Here is a 26,679-nt window from a genome sequence, read left to right as displayed (position 1 = left end):
TGGGATGCAAGAGCTTTTAGGGAAATATGTACCTTGCCATAAAACGTGAGTTGTATAGTTGGTGTCACGATAAGAGAAGAGCCTGAGAGGGACGAAGAAATCTCGTACCCTCAGGCTCTTCTCTTATTATTGTCATAATTATATTATTAGTGATTATTTATGGAGAACATCCGCGTATTCGGAGAGACGTTCGAATCGTCCCTTGGCAAACGGGCATAAGGGTAAAATCTTAATACCGTTTTCCCGCGCGTATTCCACCATAGCTTTGACCAGCTTATCGCCAAGCCCTTGTCCTCGGTAAGCATTTTCGACCAAAGTGTGATCAATAATGTAAAGCTCCGGACTTGAGATTACATACGTCATCACCGCAGCAATGCCGCCGTTATCTCGAATAAGAAATCTTTTATTAGCGGAATCATGATCTACAATATGCATGTTCATCCCTCTTTCTTTGTTGAATATTCACCGTCCAGACGTCTATACGTTAGTGCTCCGCTTGGACAGGTGTCAATATGTCGGGCAATTGCCTCCATAGTGTCAGCATCGGGATTAACCCAAGGACGCTTGCTTAAATCAAAAACACCAGGGAGACCTTTTACGCAAATACCGGAATGAATGCATACCTCCGAATTAAACATTACCTCGATATCTTTACCGTAGTATACTTTCTGATTAGTCATAATTCCTTCACATCTTTCATTTATGAGTTTGTTTAAAGACCAAGATTCATTCTTCGAAAGCAACGCTTAGAATTCCCATGTTGTATTCAGGGTGACAATCAGTACACCGTCCGCTTTTCGAATGCTTTCTTTAAATTTGACAACCGACTGGGGATCGCCTTGGCTCTCGATGTCAGAATTATAAAAAGGAATCGTTAATAAGTCAATGTGATGAATCTCCCAATGTTTTGGCGCAAGCTCTTTCACAGCCTTTAACACCCTTCTATTGAAAGAACCTTCACGAAGACTTCCGCATATGGCAGTGATGGTGAGTTTGTTTTCGCTCATTCTTGCGTTCTCTTCTCTTGGTTTAAACCACTCCACATTACACGAGAAATGTCCTTAAGCAAATGCCCCGACTCCACTCCCGCGGGATCTATGAGCAAAGCCATATGCTAACTAAATTTAATACAGATCTATCATACAATATTTTAGCAGTTGCCTACTTTTGAATATGTCCCCCTAAATACAAATGAATAGTGCCATGCAGTGATGCCCAAACAATATTAACAGCAAGTATGGGATCTTTCTCGGCAATAAGCCCTTGCTCAATGGCCTTTGTAATAATTACTCTTCGCAGTCGGTAGCAAAACGCTACATTTTAGAAAGGCCATCACGCGATAGATCGCTACGCTAACGGAAAACGATAGCTCAATGAAATCAAGAAGGCATAAATGTGATCAGCTGATGTTTTCAACTAGCGGACTGACAATAGGGATCGTTGCAGAAATGCTGACGATCCTTTTTCGTATGCTTTTCGGAACGGTTGAGAACGGGTTCACTTATCGATTCAAAATGTGCTTAAAACACTATTGGAACGTCCCAGTTCATAGGCGGCTTTGGCTTTCTAAAACTTCTGAACTGCACCTCAAAAATGATCATAGAGAATGAATTTTGTTGTTCGTCGTCTTCCCTATCAAAAGACAACGAGTTAGTGTTAAAATATACTATGTAGGCAAAATAACTAGGTGTACAAGATCATACGCATACCGATTTTACAGTCCTTTATTCCGGACTAAATCAAAGTCTATATCTTCCCGACATGTGTTCCATAACAATTCATCTGTAAGAAAACTTAATGCATCCATGTTGCGCAACCGTTCGACCAACTCGGTAATTACATCTATGTCCTCACGTTGTACATGTCTGGCAAGAGTGATGCCGCCTGTATCGCCGTTAACATATAGATGCGAATGATGTCTTTCCTTTTTTACATGTCGAAGAGTAAGCACGTTATTGTCAATCATCATGACGTAACGGTCCTTGACTAGATAGCCCTCAAAAAGCTCATACATATGTGGAAGATCACAAGGACCAAGAATAAGGCTGACTTTTTCAAAATTACTTTTGTTCATTAGAATTTAGCTCCCTCTTATGATTTTAATTACTCGCAGTAAAAAAACTAACAGCTATTCACTTAAAAACCCGGGAATTCAAATCACCAGTATTACTTCTGTGGTTTTATTTTATTACTTCTGAAGTAAAACTTCAATAGATTTTATGATTTTCTTGTACTATGAAACAGAAGGAGAATCAAATTATGGAGATTCAAAATAGATATCATTTTAAACTTGGCGATATTTTAGAAGAACTTGATATTTCCCGAAATAAACTGGCCGTAGAAGCAAAAATACGTCCGGCTACTGTAATAGATATGGTAAATGGAAAAACCAAAAGACTTGAACTAGAAACACTAGTCCATATCCTTGATGCTTTGAATAGATTCGCCCGTCAACGTAGATTTACAAGGACTATTACTCTTGCTGATATTGTAGAATACATTCCCGAAGATGGAATTGAGGGACATTAAGACTACCAAAGCTTGACCTCGCCCGTGAGGCTAAAATCAGACCCAATACTATCTACGAAATGTGTAACAATACATCCAAGCGGATCGTATTTAAAACGTTTAATACCGTAATGGAAACGCTGATTCGCCTTTCTGGTCGCCCATTAACCCTGCACGATGTTCTCGAATATATACCTGAAGATGAAGCCCATGAATATTAATTCTGCATAGAGAGTAGCGTTATTTTCAATCAGCCTATACAAAGCAAAAAGCCTGAAATGGATAAATTTCATTTCAGGCTTTGATTTGTGCTATATGATTCATCACACGAGCGGCTCTGTAACCAAGGGACCGCCGAGCTTCTCTACTATTAAACGGCTTTCCTCATTTAACCCCCGCAGGGTGATGGATTTGCCGGATTTCGTGTATTTTTGCAGCACCTTGCCAATGGCAGTAACCGCCGAGTGATCCCACACATGCGAATGGCTAAAATCCACCACGACGCGCTTCGGATCATCCGCAGGTTCAAAATGATCGACAAAATGAGTGGTTGAAGCGAAAAACATCGGACCCGCAACATGGTACACCTTTTCATCGCTATCCTCTGTCGTACTGATGCGGATTTTAGCCATTTTCCAGCCAAAATGCAATGCACTCAGCAGTACGCCCGCGATCACACCCTTGGACAAATCATGCGTGGCCACCACGATGATCACCGTCATAACCATAATAAACGTGTCTGCCTTGGGCACCTTGGCAATATTTCGAAGTGCATTCCAGTCCACAGTCCCGATACACACCATGAACATGACGCCCACCAATGCGCCCATTGGTACTTCTTTTACAACCCCGCCAAGCACTAACAGCAAGAAGGCCAAAAACACCCCAGCCGTGAAAGTGGACAAACGTCCTCTGCCGCCCGAGCTGACATTAATGACCGATTGCCCGATCATCGCACAACCGCCCATACCGCCAAAAAAGCCATTTATAAAGTTGGCAATCCCTTGCCCGCGAGCTTCCTGGTTTTTATCGCTTTTCGTCTCGGTCATTTCATCCAGAATACTGGCTGTTAGCAGCGACTCCAGCAAGCCGACCAATGCCATCGTAAAAGAATACGGCAGCAAAATCCATAACGTGTGCCACGACCACTCAATTTGCGGCAAATGGAATGAAGGCAAGGAGCTGGTTAGCGTACCGATATCTCCTACGGTTTTCACATTCAATCCAAGTACATACGTAATGATCGTCATGATGATAATGGCCGTCAATGGAGCAGGAATGATTTTTGTGAATTTTGGTAAAATATACACAATGAGCAGCGTGCCCGCTACCATCGCATACATGATCCAATTCGCTCCATGAAAATGGGTAAGCTGCGCCATAAAGACGAGGATCGCCAGTGCATTCACAAACCCGGTCATGACTGGCTGCGAAATAAAGCTGATGAATCGGCCTATTTTCAAAACACCCAGCAGCACCTGAATAATCCCTGCCAAAATGGTAGCTGCAAACAGATATTCCACGCCATGATCCTTCACCAAGCCGACCACCAGTACTGCTACCGCCCCGGTTGCTGCCGAGATCATCGCCGGACGACCGCCTGCAAAGGAAATGACAATGGCCATGGAGATGGAGGCATACAGTCCGACCATGGGATTGACACCCGCTATGATCGAGAAGGCAATGGCCTCCGGAATCAGCGCCAGTGCAACAGTCATGCCCGCAAGTATATCGGCCCGGATATTACCGAACCATTGTTGTCTAAGATTCATACCGTCTCGTTCCAGCCTCCTATATTCACGGAGAGCAGCATATTGACCCGCAACCCGATGTCATTCGGGCATCCGTCCAGCGGCCAATCGCAAAGACTCTCCTATCATTCAGCTCGTCTCTCTCAAACGAACCCGATCCGTTATATTCAGTCCATCATTATAACGTAAGGGATTCACAGAAACGAATTGGGTAAAAGGCTGTTTACGGAAAGAAATCCTCGATTTCCTTAAAATATCGGCCGTTTTCTTCACGTAGTTCGTTTTCTTATATTTAAAATTTTCGCAATTCCTGCACCAACTCAGATAGGGCTTCAGCTATATCAGGTTCGGAATTGTGCTGGAGCATATTTTCAAAGTCAGGGAGGGCTTGCTTCAATAGCTGGTAGCTATAATCATAGTAGCTCCAAAAAGCCACTGGATCATAGCCGCGTGCTTCCTCCTCTTCCCACTCCAGTTCATCTTCTTCGGGATCGTTGTTTTCAGGCCATAGATATTTTTCGTCCAATAGCATGGTCAGGGCTTCCACAGACTGCTGTGAATCGGCTTGTTCCTGTACCATCTCCAGCGCTCCGACGACCACATGATACAATTCCAGTTCACCCAGCGTAATACGTTCCGGCCTTCTCGTCTGAATATTGCGCAATAAGAAAAGCAACACCCACGGCGTAACTTGCCATAATGTACCCTGATGCTCAATCAGATTAGTGATTGCTTTATACTCCCCGTCTGATATCATTTGCGGTAAATCCGTCCCCCTGCCATAACAAGTGGTCAGGCGGTGCCACGGCACATCTGTTATTTGGAGATGATTGATTGGAGTGGTATTGATCTTATAGGTATCCATGGCTCATGGCACATCCTTTCCGGTAAATATCTAAAATCTCCCTGATTTAAAGATAGAATACAATAAAAAGGCAACCATTAAGAGCGCCACGACAAAACCAATTTCAATAGCAGGCACATTCCACAGCACCGTCGCCTGATGGTTCAGCGATGAACCAATAATCAGGCCAACCATAATAATGCTGAACGCTAACAGTACAATGCTGAATGACAGGCGATTGCTGATCTGATCCAGTCTGCGCAGGAGCATTTCCAGCTCTGGTACGGTGACCTCCAGCTTGAGCTTGCCCTTACTAATAATGGAGGCCAAATGCCGCGCCTGTCCCGGCAGCTCCATGAGCGTCTCCACCAGCTCGGTCGCACCGCCCAGCAGCTTGCCCCGAATGCGGCGACCACTAAAGCGTTCCTTCAGCAGCTTGTTGCCGAAAGGCTCCGCCAATGCGATGATGCTGAGATCGGGGTCAAGCAGTTGGACGACTCCCTCCAATGTCAGCAACGCCTTGCCGAGCAGCAAGACATCTGACGGCAGACCGATTCGATGGCGCTGTGCTGCACCAAACAGGTCGTTCAGAGCATCGCCAATGCTGACCTGTGAGAAAGGAACATCCGCGTAATCTTCGCGCATCTTATCCAGATCGGCACGCAGCGCATTCAAATCGGTGGCCGGTTCGACCAGGCCCAGCCGTTCGATGGCCCGCACCATAGCATCGGTGTTTTTACGCATCAATGCAATAATGAGGGAGGCCAGATGATTCCTCATCTCTTCACTTAGTCGCCCGGTCATGCCAAAGTCGAGGTAAGCGAGACGGCCATTTTTCAGGACAAGCAAATTCCCGGGATGAGGATCGGCATGAAAAAAGCCCTCTATAAAAATCTGATGCAGCATGCTGTTTACCAACTGCTGCGTCAATTCTTTCAAATTATATCCACGGCGTAACAACTCCTCGCGACTACCCAAATGGGTTCCTTCCAGAAACTCCATGGTCAGTATGCGGGAAGAGGTATGATCCCAATATATTTTCGGAATATAGATATGTGGGTCCTGCTCAAATTGGAGCGCAATCTTTTCTGTATTACGGGCCTCATGGTTGTAGTCCAGCTCCTGAATGAGCGATTTCCCCAGTTCCTCCACCATTTGGCGAACCTGATAACGCTCCACCCATTCCCAACGCTTGGCTGCCATTGCAGTCAATTCCCGCAAAATATCCAAATCTCGTCGGATGACACGGTTAACGCCTGGACGCTGGATTTTAATGGCGACCATCTCACCGCTGTGCAGCTTGCCCAGATGCACCTGTCCAATCGAAGCAGCAGCCAGCGGAACATCGTCAAAACGAGCCAGTATGTCCTCCAATGACGTGTCCAGCTCCTGCTCCAAAATGCCGCGCGCCATTTCAGGCGAAAAAGGCGGCACCTGATCCTGAAGCTTGACCAGCTCACGGATAATAGGCTCTGGCAGCAGGTCGGCACGCGTGCTTGCCAACTGTCCAAGTTTGATGAATGCAGGCCCCAGGTCCTCCAGCACCAGTCGTATCCGTTCACCCAGCGTTTTGGACTCGGGCTCGGGAGCTTCTCTCGTCAGCCATTTGCGCGGCAGTGACAGTAGCTGGAACAGGCCCATTTCCTCCACCATATAGCCAAAGCCATGACGCGCCAGCGCCATGGCAATTTCCCGGTAACGACCGGCATGCTTCATACGAACTGCCATTTAATCCAGCCGATTCGCTTCTTCGTCATCGCTCGAACCCGTAAGCGCAGCCTTTTCTTTTTCCAGTTCTGCTACCTGTTTTTCCAATAATGCCACACGTTGCTCCAAACTTGCGACATCATTTTCGGTAGGTACTTCCAGCTCCTGCAAAATGCGGCTAACCTGCTCGCGGATCAGCGTTTTGAATTGGCCCTGCTCCTCCGCACCCCGTTCGATCAGACGTTCGATCAGCGCTTTGGATTCTGAGGGCGCAAGTTCTCCCCGGTGTACAAGATCCTCGACGGCTTTCTCCACTTTTTCTTTGCTGACAATGGTGAGGCCCCATCCCAATGAGATGGCTTTTTTGAACAAATCGCTCATGATATATCCTCCCCTACCTGTGATTACCTATAGTATAACCTGAAAAGGGGAGCCGCATAAAGTTTGCAGCCCCCCTTCTCCTAAGAACGGTATTTATTATATTTAACCCGGAAAGCGTCCGGCCCACTTGGCAGCCTGAAGCAGCAGCTTGCGGTATCCCTCGTGCTGGAAGCTTGGCTGATTATGTCCAGGCATCAAGTAGACGACCCGACCCAAACCATAGGACAATGACCATGCGGCTGGCCACCACTGACCCTCATACTCGTATTCCATCAACAGTGTTTTTTCAGTGAATGGGTCAAAATCAAAACGGTAGGGCTCTTCTTGGATCTCGAATGGTTCAATTCCTTCCATGATCGGGTGATCCGGCTCAGTTACCTTGAAGGAAAGCAGCCCCGCAGCCGGATGCCGCTGAAAACGTGCTCCCATCAGCTGTGCAATTTCATACCGTCCTTGCAGCGTAATTCCATTATGCAGCACAAGCAATCCGCCTCCGCCGCTGACGTAGGACAGCAGTCCTGCCGTTTGTTGAGGGGTCAAAACCTCCTTGCGACTATCGCAGTACGAAATACATAGATCGAATGAGGCCAGATTTTCCTTTAGCAGCATTTTACGATTTTCGCTGCATTGTACCGTCATCGAATCCTGTAAAATATGGCTAATCTCTTCGTCCACCCCTTGCAGCGGGTGAAACTCCGGGTACGAATAATCTCCTAATAGCAATGCTTTTCTTCTGTCCATGTTAATCCTCCTTGCCGGGCTTGTATATAAGGACTCTTAAGGCGTTGGCCTCATCCATTTCACATAACAACGCCATCATTGTCCGAAGCTACAGCATATATAAATAATTCTACAAACCGCCTATGAAATCCTTTAGCAGAGGATTATAACATATACATTCACTCGGAATAAACTTATTTTAAATTTATAAATATGAACGCTGGCGATTCGGCCCGTTTATGGTATACTCTTAAGAAAAAAAGTGCTGTATTCTTTTCAAAAATGAAGCACTTTTTGTAAAATGTATGCTTGCGGTTGTAGAATTGACAAGCCTTGCTTCAAACTTATACGTTCTAAAAATTTTAAAAATCGGGGAGGTTGCATGAATGAAAAGGACTGGAATGACCCGGCCCTTGGACAGCTTGGGACGAATTGTGCTTCCGAAAGAGTTGCGCATGACGATGGAGATTGACATCGGCGATCCATTAGAGTTTTTTATTGAAGACCAGACACTCATGCTCCGTAAGTACAAATCAACCAATTGCGTTTTTTGCGGTGCGGTTGATACCAACACCTATTTTAAAGATCAGTTTATTTGCGATGAATGTGCAGCCTCGATGAAAACGGAAGATTTGATGCCAGTCACGACGACTGAAACCAATTCGTCTCCACTTAAGCAAAATATGCATATCAAGAAAATTTATCAGCGCACAGACGTTATTTTGGAGAAAATGAGAGAACTGATGGAGGAGCATCCCGCATCTTCACAAAAACAACTCGCCTCCATGCTTGGCGTGAGCCAAGGAAGGATTTCCCAACTGAAAAAGCTCATGTAAACAAGTTACCAAAAAAGTAATGAATACGCTTCCATTAAATGTAAGGTATATCCTGTCCATGTTTAAAAAAGCCGGGTCCCCTAAGGGACTCGGCTTTTGTTGTTCACATGAAGTGTCTCGTTCAACTTTCCATTATTCGATCATACAGGATGGCGTTACGGCTGCACTGAAGGGCTGGTTGCAAATCACTGACCGTAAGCCCTGCATTTCTCCACCCAGCGTGCTGCCGCTTTAGGAAGAGAGGCTAGATGTATATGGGTGTAGGCAGCCAAAAGGTTCCCTTGCGCGTAGCCCTCACTCTGGAGCCCACGCATCCCCTTGGTCTGATAGGCATAGGGGTAGGGAGTGGACGATTCATCGTAGGCCATCACCGAATAATGAAATTCATGGCCCCGAATCGTCTCTCCAGCCTCCAGCAACAGGCAATCCTGCAATGCAGTCGCTTCCCGGTATCCCAATGCGGCCCGCTTCTCCTGCATTCGGACATCGGACGGAATGACTCCAGCCATACGATGAACGCTGCCAGCACGATCCGTAAGTGTCCGCGCCAGCACCATGTAACCACCACATTCAGCAAATATGGGCATATCCCGGCGTACTGCATTGCGGATATCCTCCAAAAAGCCTGTATTGGCAGCGATAGCCGCGGCAAACTCCTCAGGAAAGCCGCCGCCTAGATATAGGCCGCTGGCGTGCTCGGGAACGCGTTCTCCCGCCAGTGGACTAAAACAGGCAATTTCTGCTCCCGACTGACGCAGCAAGTCCAGATTTTCCGGGTAGTAGAAATTGAACGCCGCATCTTTGGCGACGGCAATGACGGGGCGCTCCCCGGTCGCGGCCTGCGAGCCTTCCGCTGGAAGCCGATCCGCGGCAAATAATGGCTGCGCGGGCAGAGACAACGGCGGAGCCGAATCTGCTAATGCCCGCAGCGCCTCCAGATTCGTGCCCGCTCGGATCAGCTCTGCCGCCCGCTGGAAAAGCGGCTCCAGCTCGCCGCGTTCCACAGCAGGCACCAGACCCAGATGACGCTCGGGTATGTCTAGCCCGTCATCGCGCTTCAACCAGCCGAGCACGGGGATACCGCACTCCTGCTCGATCGCCTTCCTGACGATGCTGTAATGCCCCTGGCTTCCGCAGCGATTCACGATCACGCCCGCAATGCGCAGCTTCGGCTCCAGGCGCTGGAAGCCGAGCACAATAGCGGCCGCGCTGCGTGCCATGCTGCGCACGTCGACAACCAGCAATACAGGGCTGTCGGTCAGCATGGCGATTTCGGCAGTCGACCCGGTATTGCTGAGCGGGTCCTTGCCGTCATACAAGCCCATGACGCCCTCAATCACAGAAATATCCGCACCTTCGGAAGCACGGATAAAGGTTTCACGTACCGTATCCGCTGAGGTCATCCAGGAATCGAGATTACGGGATGGGGTTCCGGTCGCGGCCGTATGATAGGTCGGATCAATATAATCCGGCCCGCACTTGAAGCCCTGCACTCGCAGGCCGCTGTCGGCGAATGCCTTCATCAGCCCGAGGGTGACGGTCGTTTTGCCCGCGCCGCTGCCCGTGCCGGCAACAACAATCCGGCTTCTGCGTGCTGCGGCAGCCAAACCCGGCTGCACGGCGTGCTTCACAACGTCAGTCATAGGCAACCCGTGCTATGGACAGCGTCATATTGCCGCTTTTTTTCTTTTCCAGCAGCCAATGGTCTGCACCGGAAGATAACAGCGCTGAAGGCTCGCTGACCCCGTATGCGCCAGTATATTTGTAGACTGTTTCCGATGGATTGGGAAGCTGCACCGTGTTTAGCTCTGACGGGGTATACGTCACCAGCTCCCAGCCGTATTTGGCGCAGAGGGCAAGCAAGCCCTCTTCATCCTTTTTCAGGTCAATGGTGGCAATATTCCGCACGCTTTTTACAGACAGACGCAGCTCCTGCAAGGTGCTCAGCACACCAGCCTCCAGTTCCTCCTCAGCCGTGCCCCGGTTGCAGCCCATGCCAAGCACCAGGCTTTTGGGGCGGTACAGCACGCCGTTAGAAAGAAAACGCTCCTCTTCCTCCGGCCCCAGCAGACGGTCGCTAATGACCAGCGCGGCGTTAAAGGGCTCTTGCGATGCTTCTGCCATCGAAGAGTATATCTTGATATGCGCAGGTACAGGCTTGTCATAACGCCACCAGTTCCGTTCACCTGTCTCTTGTATGAGTGCGACAGGCTCCTCGTTCACCACAGCCGCACTCACTGGTGTAGCCTTGTCGAAGCTATCGACCACCCAGCCCAGTTCCCGACCCAACATGTCCACCGGAATCGTGCCCTGCACGTCCGATGCGGTTGTAATCACTGCACGTGCGCCCAGCACAGCGGCTACATGGCGGGTCAATTCATTGGCGCCGCCCAAATGGCCAGACAGTACGCTAATGACATGCTCTCCGCGATCATCAATGACGACCACGGCCGGGTCTACCTTTTTATCCACCAAAATGGGCGCAATCATGCGAACCACTGCACCGAGGGAAATAAATACAATAATACCGTTATATCGTTTAAATAAATCCGGCAAAATCAGCTTGACCGAGCCTTCGAACAATTGAATGCCGCGCTCCTGCTCATCACCCCGTTCAAACTTGGACATGTAATACACATCCGTGCCGGGAAAGCTGGCTCCCAAATGACGTGCCATTTCCACACCATGCTTCGTGATCGCCACAGCGGCAAATGGATTACCCACCCGGCTTCACTCCCTTCCGGTAGCCATGGGTGAACGACTTGTCATACAGCTTGGAACGATGCGCATCCTTATCCACCAGACCCGGGTCGAGCGCCCAGCCTGCCAAAATCATGGCATGCATCGTGATGCCCGCTGCACGCAGATCGGCTGGCAATTGGGCAAGCGTCGTGCGTACAATTTTTTGGTCCGGCCAGGTTGCGCGCTGTACAACTGCTACAGGGGTATCCTCACTCCAGCCTGCCGCCAGAAACTCAACGACCACCTTCTTTGCCAGCGTTGCGCTGAGGAATAGGGCCACTGTACAGTGATGGGATGCCAGATCACGCAGCTTTTCCCGGTCAGGTACAGGCGTACGGCCTTCGGCACGCGTCAGAATAACCGTCTGCGTCAGGTCAGGTACGGTCAGCTCTGCGCCCAGCACGGCCGCAGAAGCAAAGACCGAGCTGACACCCGGTATGATTTCGTAGGCTACTCCGTGCTGCTTCAACAGCACCATCTGCTCCAAAATCGCACCGTACACTGCTGGGTCACCTGTATGTACGCGGGCTACACTCCGTCCAGCCTGTACGGCCTCGCTCATAATCTCGACCTGCCGCTCCAGATCCATGCCCGAGCTTTGCAGTACCTGCGCCTCCGGCTTGGCTGTCGCAATCAGCTCGTCGTTCACGAGTGAATCCGTGTACAATACAACATCGGCTGTGCGTAGAATCCGGGAGCCCTTTACCGTAATCAGCTCTGGATCACCTGGCCCCGCTCCTACAATATATACCTTTGGCTCCAACGTCATTTGCTCACCACCATCAAACTCAAATATTCAAGCTCCTGTCCGCGCAGCTCTTGTGCATTACGCCATACCATTTCATATGGAGACGTGACCTTGGTAATCACAGATGCACGATCCCCAAGATTGAGCTCATCCAGCACATCCAAAATTAAATCCAATACCTTGGCAACCTTGATAAACACGACCGTATCGTGATTTTCAATCGCCCGTTTCATTGCTTCCCTATCCTCCGTAGCCGGAATAATGCCGACCTGCTGATCTCCGTCTGCCAAAGGCAATTCGAGCGCTGCCGCCGCTCCCAACACGGATGAAATCCCTGGAATCGATACAATCGGCACCTCGGGATGGAGATCCTTCATGAGCCGCGCCAAGTGAATAAAGGTACTGTACAGATTAGGGTCTCCCTCTGTGACAAAGGCTACATCCTTGCCTTCACGCAGCGCTTCCCAGCAAGCATCCACTGTTTTGTTCCACTCCCGCTCCAGTACAACCGGGTCCTTGGTCATGGGGAAAATCAGCCCCAGCATCTCTTTTTCCTCCGAATTGACGTACAACTCCACGATCTCATGAGCGTATGACTTGCCTCCCCGGCGCTTCTTCGGATAAGCCACAACTGCACATTCCTGAATCATGCGGTACGCCTTGACTGTAATCAGCTCGGGATCACCCGGCCCCACACCTACGCCGTAAAGTGTTCCTGTTGCCGCCGTATTCATGTTGTCTCTCTCCCCCTCTTGATTTACCAGCTTTATCCCTCTGCTATTTCGTCAGGCACGTCCGCCGAAGGTTGCCCCGTGATGACGTATATCGGATTCAGTCCATCAAAACGCGTCATATTTAAAATGGGCTTGCTGCGCGCTGTTTGCAGCAACGTTACCGAAGTTTCCAGCCCTGCTGCTTGCATCGCCTTCATACCATCATGCAATGTCTCAACGGTGGCGGCATTGACCACGATCCTTCCATCCGTACGCAGACGGGAGGCACACAGTCGAATTAACTCTGCCAGTTCTCCCCCGCTTCCACCGATAAACACCGCATCCGGGTCAGGCAGTTCGTCCAGTCCGGCAGGCGCTTTGGCATGAATAACCGGGAAATCAGTGCGGAATTTGATTTTGTTCGCTTCCACATTAGCCAAATCGCCTTCATTTTTCTCAATGGCAAATACTTGCCCATACTTGGCCAGCCGTGCGCACTCCACAGCTACAGAGCCGGAGCCTGCGCCAATGTCCCATACGATGCTTCGTTCGGTCAGACGCAGCTCGGACAAGCTGAATACGCGCACTTCACGTTTCGTGATCAGCCCTTTTTCCGGCTTGCGCTGATGAAATTCCGCATCCTCGAAGCCAAAGCCCCGATGGACTGCAGGCACGTCTTCACCTTTACGGCGGCGCAAAATGACCACATTTAACGGTTGGAACACGCCCTGAGCCATTTCCTCCAGCGTATAATGGCGATACGTCTCGTCTGGTCCGCCCAAATGCTCGCCGACAAAGGCATCATATTCTGTCATGCCAAAATGCAGCAGATAAGTGGCAACTGCGGCGGGATGATTGCGGTCATCTGTCAATAAAGCGACCTTATTCTGTCCGTCGATCCGCTGCGCCAGTCCGGTCATCGGACGGCCGTGTACGCTTTCCAGCACTGCATCCTGCCAGCTTTCTCCCAGACGAGCAAACGCAAGCTGAACCGAGCTAAGATGCGGCATAATGTCCAGATGCTCAGCCCCCAGCTTGGCAGATAAATACCCTGCGATGCCAAAAAAAAGCGGATCGCCTGACGCGAGCACGACAATATCCTTGTCCTCACGCAAGCGTCCCAGTTCTTCCACCACGGCAGATAAGCCGCTCTTTAATGTTCGTTTTTCCCCTGAGGCTGCCTTGAAAAAGGCTAGCTGGCGTTCTCCGCCAACCAACAGATCCGCACGCTTGATTCGCTCCAGCGTCTCCTGCGACAAACCCGCCGCTCCATTTTCACCGATGCCAATGACACGGATCACTCTACTCACCGACTCTCGCCCTCCCCAGCACGTTTCCTTTCAGCGTTACCAGTACCATTTCTACGACAATTCCACCGCCTGCATGCTCCAGACAATGCTGACATCCATAGGTGCACAGCTTTTCAAAAAAGCTCAGCGCATTGGCTTCGGTCATCATATCAGCCACCTGCGTCGCGGTATTGGCTTCTGCCACTGCCACTGCCAGCGACTCGTCCACCCCCGCTTCGCGAGCAATCTTAGCTAGAAAGCCAAAGTCCACCGGGGCACTCTTGGAGTGAACCATCATGACGCCTTGAGCGACCTTGGACAGCTTGCCGGGCATGCCGACGAGAATAATCTTCTTCATTCCCAGTCGTTTGCCATGCTTGACCGCAAAACCGACAAATTCGCCCATCTGAATAAAGGCTTCTTCCGTCAGCTGATCGTACATTTGCATGGCATATTTTTCACTGCTGCCACCTGTGGTCAGGACAATTTCCTGGCAGTTCATCGCTTGCGCAACCGATATGGCCTGCACGACACTGGCTTTATAAGCCGCCGTGGAAAACGGAACCACCACACCGCGTGTACCCAATATGGAAACACCGCCCAGAATGCCAAGTCGCCCATTCAGCGTTTTCTTGGCAATTTCCTCGCCGTCCGGTACGCTGATGACGACACGGACACCTTTGGCCGATCCGTGTTCCTCCAGCACGCCTGTGACAGCCTCCGTAATCATCCGCCGCGGCACAGGATTGATCGCTGCTTCCCCGACAGGTACAGGCAGACCGGGCTTTGTTACCCGCCCCACGCCGATGCCGCCATCCAGCTCAACGCCCGGCTCGTCGCGCCAGCTAACGGACGCGGTAATTCGCGCCAGATGCGTGGCATCCGGGTCGTCTCCACCGTCCTTGATCGTCGTGCAGGAAGCTTCGTCCGCGTTCAGCACAGGCTCGATCAACTCAAACGCATGATCGAAGCCCGCTGGCAGCGATATCACCGCTTCCTTCGACGGAATGCCCGTAATGAGCATTTGCACCGCTCCTTTGGCCACTGCGGCTGCACAGGCTCCAGTCGTAAAGCCTGATCGCATCGGCTTGTCCGGCGCGGGAGCTTCACCGCTTTTCATTCGTTTAGGTCTGTCAGCGGACGCCGCTTCCTTTTCCATACCAATTCCTCCTTAACCTCTTCTGCTGATCATGCTCCAATTCATTCCATGATACAGCAAACAGACAACCGCAGCTAGCGGACAGCCATTAAGGAGATTGCATTCAATGCCGCTACAACAATCGTACTGCCGCCCTTGCGCCCAATATTCGTAATGAACGGAATATCAAGCTTGCGCAGCTCATCCTTTGACTCCGCTGCAGACACGAAACCAACGGGCATCCCGATGACCAGTCCGGGCTTGGCTGCTCCTTCCTTAACCAAACGAATCAGCTCCAGCAACGCTGTCGGCGCATTACCAATCGCATAGATACCGCCTTCACTGGCCTGAATCGCTTTGCGCATCGAAATAATGGCGCGTGTCGTATTCAGCCTTTTCGCTTCTTCAATCACATCGGGGTCGGAAATATACACATGCACGTCCCCGCCGAACTGTCGAATACGATCCTTGCTAACCCCTGCCTGGATCATTTGCACATCGGCGACGACCTGTTGGCCTGCACGGATGGCTGCGATTCCCGCTTCCATCGCTTTCGGGTGAAACACCATGCTGCGGCCCAGCTCAAAATCAGCGGATGCGTGAATAACGCGCTGTACGACAGGATATTGATCGGCTGTAAAAGGATGCTCGCCCAGTTCCTCTGTAATCATCTCGAAGCTTTTGCCCTCAATCTCCTGCGGTTGTACCGTTAACGGTTTAAAATCAGTTTTAAAATCCATCGTCTTGACCGCTCCTTATGAAAGATTAGAAAAATTAGTTGGGATATTAAAGGTTACCTATGTTCCACTACTTGTTCCACAACGCAGTCGGATGGCGCTGCAAAAAACTGCGCATTTTAAGATGACTATATTTTAAATACACGCCAGAAATCGTTCTGGATTTATCGGATTAACTGGAATGACCAGCTCTCCATTAGGATCATAGGGTCGCGTCTTAGAGCGCAGGTCTCTATTCGGCAGTACGCAAAGCGTCAATTACTCCGTCGAAATAATCAAATACCGTACCAAATTCCACTTCCGGTCTGGAAATCAAAATGACATGAATGCCCAGTTCCAATGCAGATTGCACCTTTTCATCTACAGCCCCTGTGCGGCCACTTTCCTTGGTCACCATCACCGTTGTACCAAAGTGCTTGTACAATGCCTCGTTCAGCTCGCGGGAAAAAGGCCCCTGCATGGCGATAATATTTTTTTGCTCCAGCCCCAGTTCGCTGCATTTCTCCATATTGTCCAGACGTGGTAGCATGCGTGCAACCAAACGAATATCCGGTTCTCCAAGCAAATGCCTGGTGAATGTGCCGAGCGTCTTGCCGCCTGTTGTTAGCATGATGGAGCCTTTGAGCCGCTTCGCTTCCAGTGCAGCTTCCTCATAGGACGGTACAATGTGAAGCAACGGATGATTGTCGTACACCAGCCCCGTCCGCTCGTAGCGAATATAAGGTACTCCAGACTCGCGCGCGGCCGTCATGGCGTTCGCATGTGCTTCTTCTGCAAAAGGATGACTGGCATCAACGATGGCTTGCACTCCCAGTTCTCCAACTACTGCTGCCATTTCATCGGCTGTCATTCGACCTGTGCGTACGCTCAGCCCCGCTTCAGACAGGCTGGCTGCTGCGCTCTCCGTTACGACAGAGGTCAATACGTTGAAGCCGTTAGCACGAATTTGCAGCGCTAATTCCCGCGCATCGCTCGTTCCGCAAAGCATGAAAATCATGAGCCCCTCACCTGCCCGCTGCCAGCAATTCCGCTGCTGTCCACGACAGACGGCGTGTGTGAATGATCGTGGTGGTGTTCATGGTCATTATGGCTGTGCGCATGTGCATGATCATGCTCGTGCCCGTGGTCATGCGAGTGCCCCTCATGGTGATGATCGTGTCCATGATGGTGATGATGATCATGTTCGTGATGATGCCCATGATGATCATGGTGGTGATGGTGATCATGCCCGTGGTCATGGTCATGGTCGTGATGGTGGTGGTGATGCTCCTGTGCCTCCAAGCGGAACTGACAGTTATCGCAATTCGCTGCAACTTTGCCGAATAAGCCTTCATTCGCCCGCTCCAGCACCAGCTCGACCAGTTGCGGATGGAAACCAAAATACCCCCCGATTTCAACCTGCAATTCAGGATGAGTCTCGGCAAATTCCTCGGTCATTTCTCCGATGCGTTTAATCAGCACCCCCGTGAACAGAAAATATGGAAGTACAATAATTTTTTTGGCTCCCAATCGTACACAACGTTCCAAGCCATCCGGGAAAGAAGGCTGCGTCACACCGATAAAGCAGCTCTCGACCCAGGTATAAGGAAGCTTCTCCCACAGCATGCGGCAGATTTTGAAGAAATCGCTGTTGGCATCAGGATCACTGCTCCCGCGCCCCAATACGAGCACCGCCGTTTCTTGGTCCGTTATCTCACCGGGTGCTTCCACAGCGCTATTCATTCCCGCCGGAACTGCAACCGGACGAGCTTCTTTCAAGCGGTTTAGCAGGATGCTAACGATTTTTTCGTGAACGCCAATTGGACGTCCATACACAAATTCCACCTGCGGATATTTCGTTTTTGCTCGGTCAATTGCCATCGGAATATCAATTTTGGCGTGCACTGCTGCGAACAAAATAATCGGCACAAGGACGACACGTGTCGCCCCTTTCTCCACACACGCCTGCACCCCTTCGGCAATACTCGGGCGTGCCAGCTCCAGGAAACAGGTTTCTACACATGTCCCCGGTACGCGAGCTGCTACCGCCTGCGCAAATTCCAGCAGCTCCTCGTTCCCCTCCGGGTCCCGGCTTCCATGTCCAACCAACAATATTGCATTCACTGCTGTTTTTTCCTCCTCATGATAGGGATAGCCTACATGACGCCCTATTTTATATATATGCTTGTGTCCAGCTCATTAGGCTTCTGGCCCACTAATCACCACAAACCGCATTCACTTCTACGGTTGCCGGTGCATCCTCATGCCGGAAGCCGGCAACCACACCTACACGTTTGAAAAATTTATGGAAACGCTCGTTCGGATGCCCTTTTTCCTTGTACTCAGCGATGATATTCTCGACAATGTCTGTAATCTGTTCCCTCGGAATCCCTTCCGCTACAGGCTGAGCGGCATGAGCATTGCGGCCGAATTTTTTGCCGCCAAGGAAGAGATCGTATCCGCCCTTGCGGTAGACAATGCCGATATCCTCCAGCACCGCTCCATAGCAGGCCATACCGCAGCCGTTCAACGCAATGCTCGTTTCTTTGGGTGCCTGCAAACCGCCAAGCACAACCTGTAGATGCTCAGCCACAGGCACAGCGTCATCCTTCTCCATGTTGCAGAAGTCGCACGCCTTCACCTTAAACACATCGCCAATGGGCATGACGATTAATCGCTCATCCCGCAATCGTCCAACCAGTTCCTCAGGATCTGCGCATGGTACACGCAGCACGATCTGATGATCCGGCGTATACTCCAGCTCGCCCTCGTCACCCGTTATCTCCGCGAGCAGGGCCATCTGGCGAGCGGTGAACTTCTTGTTTCCCACGCCAGGGGAAACGCCCACCTCAAACAGCGCCGGCTTGCCAAAGCCGCCCGTCGCTGTCCCGGCCACAGCCCCAGCTCCGGCCACGGCTGCCGCTCCATCAGCGCTCGCAGCGGGCGCTTGCCCGCTCCAGCGAGCGTTGGCTTCGCCCGGCAGCCTGCCGCCCGCAGCGAGGCGGCTCAACGCCTCGGCTGCCAGCGATGCCGGGGCCGACCCGGCTTGCGCCGCAGACGGCGCGGCCTGCACGGCAGCTACCGCTTGCGGGCGGGCTTGCGTGGCAACCGCAGCCGCGGCTCCGCTCGCGGAAGGCCCGGGCGCGGCTGGTGCTGCGCCTGCCTGCGACGCATTTAGCGCGCGATCCCCTTGCGCGCCCAGCGACCACGGCTCCGCTTCCGTGCGGAGTCGCTGATGCGGTTTGAGCGCCTGCTCGCTCGCATCGAGCGTATACTTGCGCTGATATCCACGCGGCGTTACAATCAGGCCGTCATATACCATCGTCGAGGAATTGCCGATGATTACAGTCGTCAGCATCCCGATGTCATGGTTCAGCATATCCTCCAGTGTCGTCACAATCACCTGCTGACGTTCACGGTAAGCACTCTTAACCAGTCCGACCGGAGTCTGGGGATCACGGTAGCGCAGCAAAATGGACTGCGTTTCAACGATCTGGCGTGTACGCCGACCACTGCGCGGATTGTATAATGCGATGACAAAATCCGCTGAAGCCGCGGCTTCCACACGCTTCACAATCGTTTCCCACGGGGTCAGATGATCACTCAGACTGATCGTGCAGGCATCATGCATAACTGGCGCACCGAGCAGCGAGGCGCAGGATTGAATAGCCGAGATTCCCGGCACGACTTCTACCTCAACACCGTCCTCACGGCGCCAGCCCTTTTGCATCAGCACTTCATACACCAGCCCGGCCATACCATATACACCTGCGTCTCCACTGGAAATCACAGCTACCTTTTTGCCCATCTCTGCCTGTCGAACCGCCTCCTGCGCGCGGCTCACTTCCTCTGTCATCCCTGTGCGTACAATCTCTTGTCCGTTCAACAACGGGCGGATCAGATCCATGTAAGTGTTATAGCCGATAATGACCTCACTCTCGGCCAGCGCATCCAATGCCCGTTTTGTGATATGTTCCATATCTCCCGGTCCAAATCCGATCACCAGCAATTTTCCTAATGGACTCATCGTGTTCCTCCTCCTGTATCTCAAAAAAACCCCATCCTGCCCGGATGGGGTTCCTATGTACGCATCTTCTCACCAGACAAACAGGTGCAGGCAGACATTTTTTGTCTCCCTCTATCCTGCCGTTGTTTTCCATCCGTCTGTTTACGCTTCAAACACTTCTGAACATTCATGTCCACGTAAAGCTGCAACCAACATGGAAAAACAACGTGTGTCTGGTTCCTGATTTCGTACACCCATCCTCTCCGCGAAGGTTATCGGTGCATGCAGATCAAGGTAGGTCTCCTGGCTTGGCATCAATAGATCTTTTCGTCTTCCCCGTTTTTCGCGAGTGACAACCTGAAAAAATCCTCTTCCTTACAGTGGCGGGACCGCTCGGGATTTGCACCCGATTCCCTGTTACCCTTTGCTTAATCACAAAGGCACCTTGTCTGTCCGCTATTTGATTATGGGTCTTATCATAACCTTGTCTCAATCAGTTGTGCAAGCACGAAAAACGCTTTATTTCAAGTTCTCCGCCTTACTTTTTAGCATATGCAGCAATTCATCCGGGTCCGCAGAGATGCTCAGCAGTGATGGATGCTCAGCCCCGGTAAAACCCTCCTGCACACTATGACGCACCATTTCCACCAACGGGTCAAAATATCCGTTCACATTCAGCAGGCCGATGGGCTTGCGATGAATGCCGATTTGCGCCCAGCACAGCACCTCGAACAGTTCCTCGAAGGTCCCCAGACCACCCGGAAGGGCAATAAACGCATCGGCCATGTCGCTCATCGCCGCTTTGCGTTCATGCATATTGGCAACCTCAATAAATTCGGTAACCCCTCGATGAATAATTTCCGCATCAAATAACAGAGTTGGCATGATGCCGGTGACCTGACCACCGCCCGCCAGCATGCCATTTGCCACCTCGCCCATCAGCCCCCTGCTGGAGCCTCCATAGACCAGGCGGACATGATGTCGGGACATGGCTTCTCCCAGCTTGCCTGCCGCCCCAAGATATACCGATGAATGTCCAGGCCTGGACCCGGCAAATACACAAATAGAATTCATAAACGCTCAGCTCCTGTCCTAGTAACATGCATCGAAAACGTATTCATTATATGAGATAAATATTTTCGCTATAACAAAAAATACTGACGCTGCATGTTCAACAAAAAAAGATAAAGGCCTCGTAGACCCTTATCTTGATTTTACGCTTGATCACATGTCAGTGCCCATTCACAACTTCCAGACCGAAGCCATGCGCCGAAGTGCTATGCTCAAAATATTTTCCCAGTTCGACCATCATCGCGCCCATACGCTCTTCTACCGGAAACACGATCCGTTCAATTCCTTCCTCCAGCATGGATTGTGCGGTCACTTTGCCTACCGACACGGCAATGACATCCTGACGGAAAGCCTCCAGCAAATCGTCCATACGGTTCTGTGCTCTGGCATATTGACACAAAAAGCGGATTTGCGGGCCACTGGTAAACGTAACTGCATCCACATTGCGATTCAAGACATCCGCCAGCAATGCTTGCAAGTTCGCTTCTTCGGGTGGAATATGCTTATAAGGAAGCACCTGCCGAGTCACAGCCCCCTGCTCGTCCAGCCACTTCACCAACCGCGGGGCCGGATCGCCGTGCAACTGCAGCAGCACTTCCTTCCCCTTCAGATCATACGGGGCAAAAGCCCGCGTCAACCCGGTCAAGCTTCCATCCTCGTCTCGTACATCCGGCGTGAAGCCCCGCTTTTTGAGTTCATTGACCGTCTTGTAGCCACGCGCCGCAATTCTCGAGGAATGCAGCAGTTCCATAATCTGCTCTGCCACGCCCATATCCTCTGCCATATCAAACAACGCGTCCAGCCCCATACCTGTCGTAAAAATATTCCAGTCCGGCGGCTGCTTCACCCACGATACCACCGCGTTGCGCAACTCAATATCATCCAGAAAAACCGTGCCCTGGGCCGGACGCTGCGCTGGCTCTCCCCCCATTTTTGCAACCAGCAATGCCATCTCATCTGCTTTACGGGGACCGGCAAGGGCGACTCTCTTGCCTGCCATGCGTTGTGCCATCCTGTTCCCTCCCTTGTAGAAGTCATATTCCTTTCTACCAAGTATACAATTAGAGGGCTGAAAGACAAATAAAAATTACTTTTCCAATGAATATAGTAAACTTATAAACTAGCTTATCCTGCTTGCCTCCCGGCTTTCTTGCTGGTCTTCCTGCCGGCCTGTACCCTCTCCAGATGATGGCTTGTAGTCATCGCTGTCTTCTTCAGACTTGGGCCGAAGCAGCAGCCATAGCACAAAGGGCATGACAACAAAGAAAACAATCATCACCAAGGTCCATTCCCGGCTGAAATTATAAATTTGGACGATGTTAGAGAACAGCATAAAGGAGCAGACGTAACCCAGCAAGCCCATAGGCCAGACCATCAGACTCCCCGAAGTATGGGCAAACATGCGCTTAACCGTCAAACTGATGACATACAAATCGACCCCGATTTTCGTAAGCAAGGTCGGTACGGTCATTGCAGCCACGAACAAGTCGAACCGATCCAGAAAGTCCGTTAGCTGCAACTGACGCGCCAGTTCATACGTTGGATAAAACAGCCGTGTCAAGATAGGAACACCAATAACCAACTCCTCCAGCATCACGATCATAATCATAAAAAAGGTTCCAACTAAATGTCCAAGCCACACGCTACGTCCATTGTAGCTCCGTCCCGAAATGATAAAGGGCAATATCATGAGGTCTGCCATATAACCAAGCATACGCCAGCTGCCTTTGACTATTCCACCTATATCCGGGTGTGAAAACGGCCTCATGGCTGAAAAATCTAAAGCATGTCCGAAGAAAAGCGGCATGCTCAACAGTGTCATAATCAACGCAGGTACAGTAAATTCCACCATACCTATAATGGTTCTGATTCCTCCTTTAGCCATAAACACCAAGGTCAACAGCATAATAAGCGATATGACGACAATCGGAGTCATCGGCAGAAGGACCACCTCCACCAGATCCGTAATAATCCTCAAATCCCTGGCGAAAAGGATCAGAAATAAAATAAGATACATCGCAAGCAGCATGCGCCCCAGCACGGGGTAAGAGCTGACGATGGACTGCAGCAGATCCTGATTTGGAAATCGCCGCTTCAGCTTCAACATCGCCCAGATCGGAAAGCATATCACGATAGCGGCCATCGCGCAGGTCCAGTAGGCATGCTGCCGCGCGTAATCTGCCGCCTGCGTCGGAGCATGCACCAGGGTAATACTCACCTCCATTAACACACTAAGCAACACGATTTGTCTGGTTGTGAACTGCTTCATGCAGGTACATCCTCCTTTTTCCACAGGCACCCTTATTTGTTACAATGCAGGAGGGAGCCACATATCAATGAAACGGCTCAGCCATGTAGCCACATAAACGGAACTCTTTGTCGAGGTTCCGTAAATCCAGATACCGATGCTCATGACATACAACACACGTGAAATCCAGCGATTGACAGCAGGTGCCGAATTCAGACTTTTGCGGTCAATTAGATACATGAACAGCATAGCCAGCACTAAGGGGAACAGAAATACTTTATTCATTTTGGATTTGCTCCTTTTCGATCCCGAATGGTTTGGTGACCGTACCGATATTCTCTATATGCACAATCGGGTCTATGACGACCTCCACCTTGGGGTACAGCTGCTCCCATTGAGATTTAATCCGTATCCATTCATCCGGACGGCTCATAATAATAGCCCTTCCCAAACCAAGTACGTCTGAATGATACTTTTGCTGAATAAGCCGGACAGCCTCACCCAGTTCCTTCTTGATTTCCTGAGCTACCTGATGCTCGAGCCATTTCACATTTTCTCCATTAGATATATCGAAGGTTGTCTCATTCTCCCTTACATTCCCGTTGCAGCTCAATTGAACGGTCATTCGAATATCATTTCCTCGAATATAAGGCTTGATTTGCACACTATTTTCGATGAGGTGCACAGACAGATAACCAGAGCCTTTAGGGGGGGGAATGAATATTTCCGTGTCCTTGGCCTGTCCCATACCCAGCAGCAAAAACCGACTCAGATGGTTATCGATCATTCCGGTCAATTTGTCTTTGTGAAACACAGCCAACCCATCCACCTGGATATTCGTCTTCTTGTCTTTTATAGTAGCAGGGCCATTTTTCACCAGGGACATCACCGGCACGACCGGGTCCATGCCGTCCATCAGGATTGAATTCATCAGCAGCTTGATAGAGCGGGGGTTTTTCATATATGAAAAGTTGAGCTCACGCACCATCTCGGCCGGATATTGCTCGATCGGGGCGTCCGCCTGAAGCACATCCAAGGATGCTCCCTTCGTTATGACAATCAAAGAAGACAGACGGTTCTGCGGAATACGCGCCAATACGTCCATCATTTTGCTGATCCCTTCCCGTGCCAGTGCCTCTCCAAACAACAGCACCCGGCGATGGGAGAAATTCAGCGTTCGTGAAACTGCCCGCTGTTCCTCGGCGCTTGCTCCCCGAAAGCTCGGGCCTACCTTGGACACCAGGTAATAGGATTTGGTTCCTTTTGTACCTCCTCCACCTCCTCCTGTGCTTCCCGAAGATCCGAGCTGTCCGGGAAGAGCAATTTGCATCGTAACACGGTATTGATCCCCTTCCTTATCCAGCCCGGTACCCATTACAAAGGCCACATCGTTCACTTCACGCCGGTCCCAGCATCCGCCCAAGAGAACGGAACAAAGCAGCAGGCAGCTCAGCATTGCCGCTTTACGTATTTTCCCCGTATTGGAGTCTTTGGGCTTCATCACCATCCCTCCTCAGTTGCGGGTGTTCCATTCATCTCTTCTTTTTCTCGTTTGTCGTTGTCATTGCCAATCCAGGAAGGACGTTTGATCATTTTCCACCAAGGTGCACGTACAACAATGTCCTTTTGATCGTTATGGTTATATGGACTGTATCCACTCATATAGGGTACGCCAAACGATGTTAGCTTGGTTAAATGTGTAGCGATCAGTGTGGTCGCAATAATAATCCCAAACAGCCCAAACACACCTGCCATCAGCATAATCGGGAAACGTAACAGGCGAATCGTAATGGCAAAGTTAAAACGCGGTATCGTAAACGAAGCAATCCCCGTGAGGGACACAACAATAACGATAGGGGCCGATACGATTCCTGCTTGTACTGCTGCCTGTCCAATAACGAGCGCTCCGAGGATACTGACCGCCTGACCTACCGTTTTGGGGAGGCGAATCCCTGCTTCCCGTAGTGCCTCAAAGGAAATCTCCATCATCAACGCTTCCACCAGGGCGGGGAAAGGGATCGGTTCACGCGCCGCCGCAATACTCAAAATGAGCGTCGTCGGCAGCATATCCTGATGATAGGTTGTTACTGCTACATATAACGCGGGCAAAAAGAGGGCTAATATGAGAAAAAGAAACCGAATCCAGCGTACTACATTACTAATGAAAAAACGCTCGTAATAGTCTTCGCTCGCTTGCATCATCTGCCACATCGTGACTGGCCCAATCAGGGCAAAGGGCGTACCGTCTACAAAAATGGCAAAACGTCCTTCCAGCAATTGCGCGGTAACCGTATCCGGACGTTCTGTATATTCCATTTCCGGAAACGGGGAAAACGGGTGGTCCTCAATCAGTTCCTCAATATATCCCGTATCCAGCACACCATCAATTTTGATATCGCTGAGCCTTTTTTTCACATCCTCCACCAGCTTCGGATCGATGATTCCCTCAATGTAGGCAAGGACGACGCCCGTTTGGGTTTCTGTCCCGATGATCATGCTGTGCATCTTGAGCTTGGAGGTCTTCAGCTTGAATCGCAGCAAGGCCGTATTGACACGAAGGGTCTCGGTAAATCCTTCACGCGGCCCGCGAATAACCGCTTCGGTCTGGGGCTCCTCCACTCCGCGACGGACGCCTCCCTTGGCGCTGAAAATATACGCACGAGGCGTACCGTCTACCAGCAAGGCCGCATTGCCGTCCAGTATTGCCGTCGATACCATTTTCCATTGGTCCATCGTTTTGGTCTGGGACATGGAAATCCGTGTTTCATCCAGCGGGTCCAATGTGCCGTTGACTTCGGGGTCCTTGAGCATCATGCCCAAAATGAAAGGCCGCAGGATATGATCCTGCAAATCCTCCGATTTCACCGTGCCTTCTATATAAGCCAACATCCCTTTGCGTTCAGGGGAAATCATCAGCTCCCGGTAAACGATATCAGAGCAATCCTTGAAAATATCACGCAATGCAGTCAAATTGTCTTCCAAATTGCTCCGCAGCGGCTGTTCCAGCCAGGGCGGTTCAGGCAGTCCTTTAAGAGCATCGTAATTTCGTGCCTTGCGATCTGCAGCCGGAATCGTGCGCCGGCTCCACGGTAATCTCGGCAACTTGGGAAAGCGTCCTTTCTTCATCGTTATTCCCCCTCTACGAATAAACCGAACAGGTATATGAAATGTAGGATGTACCAGCCTGCAAAGGATTATGTATCCAATATCATAAAAAGAAGACTCCAGTTCCACTTCAAGGTGGTTTAGGAGTCTTCTTTT

27 protein-coding genes and 1 riboswitch are annotated in these 26,679 nt (G+C 50.7%); of the genes, 2 read left to right on the top strand and 25 right to left on the bottom strand.

Translation table 11 applies throughout. The annotated features are described in order from the left end of the window. Positions 1 to 153: 153 nt before the first annotated feature. The 4 genes from KQI_RS0112985 to KQI_RS0112970 all read right to left on the bottom strand — a co-directional run bounded on the left by KQI_RS0112985 (position 154) and on the right by KQI_RS0112970 (position 2,074). Positions 154 to 435 carry a GNAT family N-acetyltransferase gene (locus KQI_RS0112985; protein ID WP_010347201.1) on the bottom strand — a complete coding sequence of 94 codons (282 nt, stop codon included), beginning with the start codon at positions 433 to 435 and terminating at the stop codon, positions 154 to 156. Positions 436 to 437: 2 nt separating this feature from the next. Beyond that, positions 438 to 680 carry a (4Fe-4S)-binding protein gene (locus KQI_RS0112980; protein ID WP_029390138.1) on the bottom strand — a complete coding sequence of 81 codons (243 nt, stop codon included), beginning with the start codon at positions 678 to 680 and terminating at the stop codon, positions 438 to 440. Between the two features lie 66 nt (positions 681 to 746). Beyond that, positions 747 to 1,007: an NADPH-dependent FMN reductase gene (locus KQI_RS26850; RefSeq protein WP_010347199.1), complete on the bottom strand. Its 261-nt coding sequence runs from the start codon at positions 1,005 to 1,007 to the stop codon at positions 747 to 749. Positions 1,008 to 1,714: 707 nt separating this feature from the next. Then, the gene (locus tag KQI_RS0112970) at positions 1,715 to 2,074 is read right to left on the bottom strand and encodes a hypothetical protein (RefSeq protein WP_010347198.1); all 360 of its coding nucleotides are present in this window, start codon (positions 2,072 to 2,074) and stop codon (positions 1,715 to 1,717) included. Between the two features lie 185 nt (positions 2,075 to 2,259). Between KQI_RS0112970 and KQI_RS0112965 the strand changes: the two genes are divergently transcribed. Further along, positions 2,260 to 2,529: a helix-turn-helix domain-containing protein gene (locus KQI_RS0112965; protein ID WP_010347197.1), complete on the top strand. Its 270-nt coding sequence runs from the start codon at positions 2,260 to 2,262 to the stop codon at positions 2,527 to 2,529. A gap of 302 nt (positions 2,530 to 2,831) precedes the next feature. On the opposite strand, the gene KQI_RS0112960 is transcribed toward KQI_RS0112965, so the two are convergent. The 5 genes from KQI_RS0112960 to KQI_RS0112940 form a co-directional block, all read right to left on the bottom strand. Next, entirely contained in the window at positions 2,832 to 4,280 is a 1,449-nt protein-coding gene (locus KQI_RS0112960; RefSeq protein ID WP_010347196.1) for a SulP family inorganic anion transporter, read from the bottom strand. A gap of 271 nt (positions 4,281 to 4,551) precedes the next feature. Further along, entirely contained in the window at positions 4,552 to 5,124 is a 573-nt protein-coding gene (locus KQI_RS0112955) for a hypothetical protein (protein WP_029390137.1), read from the bottom strand. A gap of 30 nt (positions 5,125 to 5,154) precedes the next feature. Further along, positions 5,155 to 6,831 carry an ABC1 kinase family protein gene (locus tag KQI_RS0112950; protein ID WP_010347194.1) on the bottom strand — a complete coding sequence of 559 codons (1,677 nt, stop codon included), beginning with the start codon at positions 6,829 to 6,831 and terminating at the stop codon, positions 5,155 to 5,157. After that, positions 6,832 to 7,191, bottom strand: a complete 360-nt coding sequence (locus tag KQI_RS0112945) for a phasin family protein (protein WP_010347192.1) — start codon at positions 7,189 to 7,191, stop codon at positions 6,832 to 6,834. It abuts the gene before it with no gap. A gap of 102 nt (positions 7,192 to 7,293) precedes the next feature. Beyond that, a complete protein-coding gene (locus KQI_RS0112940) occupies positions 7,294 to 7,932 on the bottom strand; it encodes a ThuA domain-containing protein (RefSeq protein ID WP_010347191.1) in 639 nt (212 codons plus the stop codon). 365 nt (positions 7,933 to 8,297) lie between these two features. On the opposite strand from KQI_RS0112940, the gene KQI_RS0112935 reads away from it, so the two are divergent. After that, positions 8,298 to 8,747, top strand: coding sequence for an AbrB/MazE/SpoVT family DNA-binding domain-containing protein (locus KQI_RS0112935; protein ID WP_010347190.1), 450 nt, complete (start codon positions 8,298 to 8,300; stop codon positions 8,745 to 8,747). Positions 8,748 to 8,932: 185 nt separating this feature from the next. Here the strand turns inward: KQI_RS0112935 and KQI_RS0112930 are convergent, their stop codons facing one another. The 16 genes from KQI_RS0112930 to KQI_RS0112855 all read right to left on the bottom strand — a co-directional run bounded on the left by KQI_RS0112930 (position 8,933) and on the right by KQI_RS0112855 (position 26,544). Further along, positions 8,933 to 10,390 carry a cobyrinic acid a,c-diamide synthase CobB gene (locus KQI_RS0112930; RefSeq protein WP_010347189.1) on the bottom strand — a complete coding sequence of 486 codons (1,458 nt, stop codon included), beginning with the start codon at positions 10,388 to 10,390 and terminating at the stop codon, positions 8,933 to 8,935. Continuing rightward, positions 10,383 to 11,471, bottom strand: a complete 1,089-nt coding sequence (locus KQI_RS0112925) for a cobalt-precorrin 5A hydrolase (protein ID WP_010347188.1) — start codon at positions 11,469 to 11,471, stop codon at positions 10,383 to 10,385. The genes KQI_RS0112930 and KQI_RS0112925 overlap by 8 nt, the downstream gene beginning before the upstream one ends. Further along, positions 11,464 to 12,258 carry a precorrin-4 C(11)-methyltransferase gene (cobM, locus tag KQI_RS0112920; protein ID WP_010347187.1) on the bottom strand — a complete coding sequence of 265 codons (795 nt, stop codon included), beginning with the start codon at positions 12,256 to 12,258 and terminating at the stop codon, positions 11,464 to 11,466. Before cobM ends, KQI_RS0112925 begins: the two co-directional genes overlap by 8 nt. Then, the gene (gene cobI / locus KQI_RS0112915; protein WP_010347185.1) at positions 12,255 to 12,971 is read right to left on the bottom strand and encodes a precorrin-2 C(20)-methyltransferase; all 717 of its coding nucleotides are present in this window, start codon (positions 12,969 to 12,971) and stop codon (positions 12,255 to 12,257) included. The genes cobM and cobI overlap by 4 nt, the downstream gene beginning before the upstream one ends. Positions 12,972 to 13,003: 32 nt before the next feature. Then, positions 13,004 to 14,260: a bifunctional cobalt-precorrin-7 (C(5))-methyltransferase/cobalt-precorrin-6B (C(15))-methyltransferase gene (locus tag KQI_RS0112910; protein WP_010347184.1), complete on the bottom strand. Its 1,257-nt coding sequence runs from the start codon at positions 14,258 to 14,260 to the stop codon at positions 13,004 to 13,006. Next, positions 14,253 to 15,398, bottom strand: coding sequence for a cobalt-precorrin-5B (C(1))-methyltransferase (locus KQI_RS0112905; protein ID WP_010347182.1), 1,146 nt, complete (start codon positions 15,396 to 15,398; stop codon positions 14,253 to 14,255). Before KQI_RS0112905 ends, KQI_RS0112910 begins: the two co-directional genes overlap by 8 nt. A 74-nt stretch (positions 15,399 to 15,472) precedes the next feature. Beyond that, positions 15,473 to 16,117 (bottom strand): precorrin-8X methylmutase, encoded by a 645-nt coding sequence (locus KQI_RS0112900; protein ID WP_010347180.1) that lies wholly within the window; start codon positions 16,115 to 16,117, stop codon positions 15,473 to 15,475. 229 nt (positions 16,118 to 16,346) lie between these two features. After that, positions 16,347 to 17,111, bottom strand: a complete 765-nt coding sequence (gene cobK / locus KQI_RS0112895) for a precorrin-6A reductase (RefSeq protein ID WP_010347179.1) — start codon at positions 17,109 to 17,111, stop codon at positions 16,347 to 16,349. Next, on the bottom strand, positions 17,108 to 18,217 hold the full coding sequence (locus tag KQI_RS0112890; protein WP_010347177.1) for a sirohydrochlorin chelatase: 1,110 nt from the start codon (positions 18,215 to 18,217) through the stop codon (positions 17,108 to 17,110). Before KQI_RS0112890 ends, cobK begins: the two co-directional genes overlap by 4 nt. A 91-nt stretch (positions 18,218 to 18,308) precedes the next feature. Next, positions 18,309 to 20,120, bottom strand: coding sequence for a precorrin-3B C(17)-methyltransferase (gene cobJ / locus KQI_RS0112885; RefSeq protein WP_010347176.1), 1,812 nt, complete (start codon positions 20,118 to 20,120; stop codon positions 18,309 to 18,311). Between the two features lie 255 nt (positions 20,121 to 20,375). After that, positions 20,376 to 20,562: riboswitch (cobalamin riboswitch) on the bottom strand. A gap of 56 nt (positions 20,563 to 20,618) precedes the next feature. Further along, positions 20,619 to 21,173: an LOG family protein gene (locus KQI_RS0112880; RefSeq protein WP_010347175.1), complete on the bottom strand. Its 555-nt coding sequence runs from the start codon at positions 21,171 to 21,173 to the stop codon at positions 20,619 to 20,621. 157 nt (positions 21,174 to 21,330) lie between these two features. Further along, positions 21,331 to 22,182 carry a uroporphyrinogen-III synthase gene (locus tag KQI_RS0112875; RefSeq protein ID WP_010347174.1) on the bottom strand — a complete coding sequence of 284 codons (852 nt, stop codon included), beginning with the start codon at positions 22,180 to 22,182 and terminating at the stop codon, positions 21,331 to 21,333. Between the two features lie 108 nt (positions 22,183 to 22,290). Then, positions 22,291 to 23,439: a GerAB/ArcD/ProY family transporter gene (locus tag KQI_RS0112870; RefSeq protein WP_010347173.1), complete on the bottom strand. Its 1,149-nt coding sequence runs from the start codon at positions 23,437 to 23,439 to the stop codon at positions 22,291 to 22,293. A gap of 39 nt (positions 23,440 to 23,478) precedes the next feature. Continuing rightward, a complete protein-coding gene (locus KQI_RS0112865; RefSeq protein ID WP_010347172.1) occupies positions 23,479 to 23,703 on the bottom strand; it encodes a hypothetical protein in 225 nt (74 codons plus the stop codon). Further along, positions 23,696 to 24,919: a Ger(x)C family spore germination protein gene (locus tag KQI_RS0112860; protein ID WP_010347171.1), complete on the bottom strand. Its 1,224-nt coding sequence runs from the start codon at positions 24,917 to 24,919 to the stop codon at positions 23,696 to 23,698. The genes KQI_RS0112865 and KQI_RS0112860 overlap by 8 nt, the downstream gene beginning before the upstream one ends. Continuing rightward, positions 24,919 to 26,544 carry a spore germination protein gene (locus KQI_RS0112855; protein ID WP_010347170.1) on the bottom strand — a complete coding sequence of 542 codons (1,626 nt, stop codon included), beginning with the start codon at positions 26,542 to 26,544 and terminating at the stop codon, positions 24,919 to 24,921. The genes KQI_RS0112860 and KQI_RS0112855 overlap by 1 nt, the downstream gene beginning before the upstream one ends. Positions 26,545 to 26,679: the final 135 nt, after the last annotated feature.

The organism is Paenibacillus peoriae KCTC 3763 (assembly GCF_000236805.1).
GTDB classification, from domain to species: Bacteria; Bacillota; Bacilli; order Paenibacillales; family Paenibacillaceae; genus Paenibacillus; species Paenibacillus peoriae.
The sequence above is the reverse complement of the archived record's forward strand: the minus strand, read 5'-3'. Positions and strand labels throughout refer to the sequence as shown.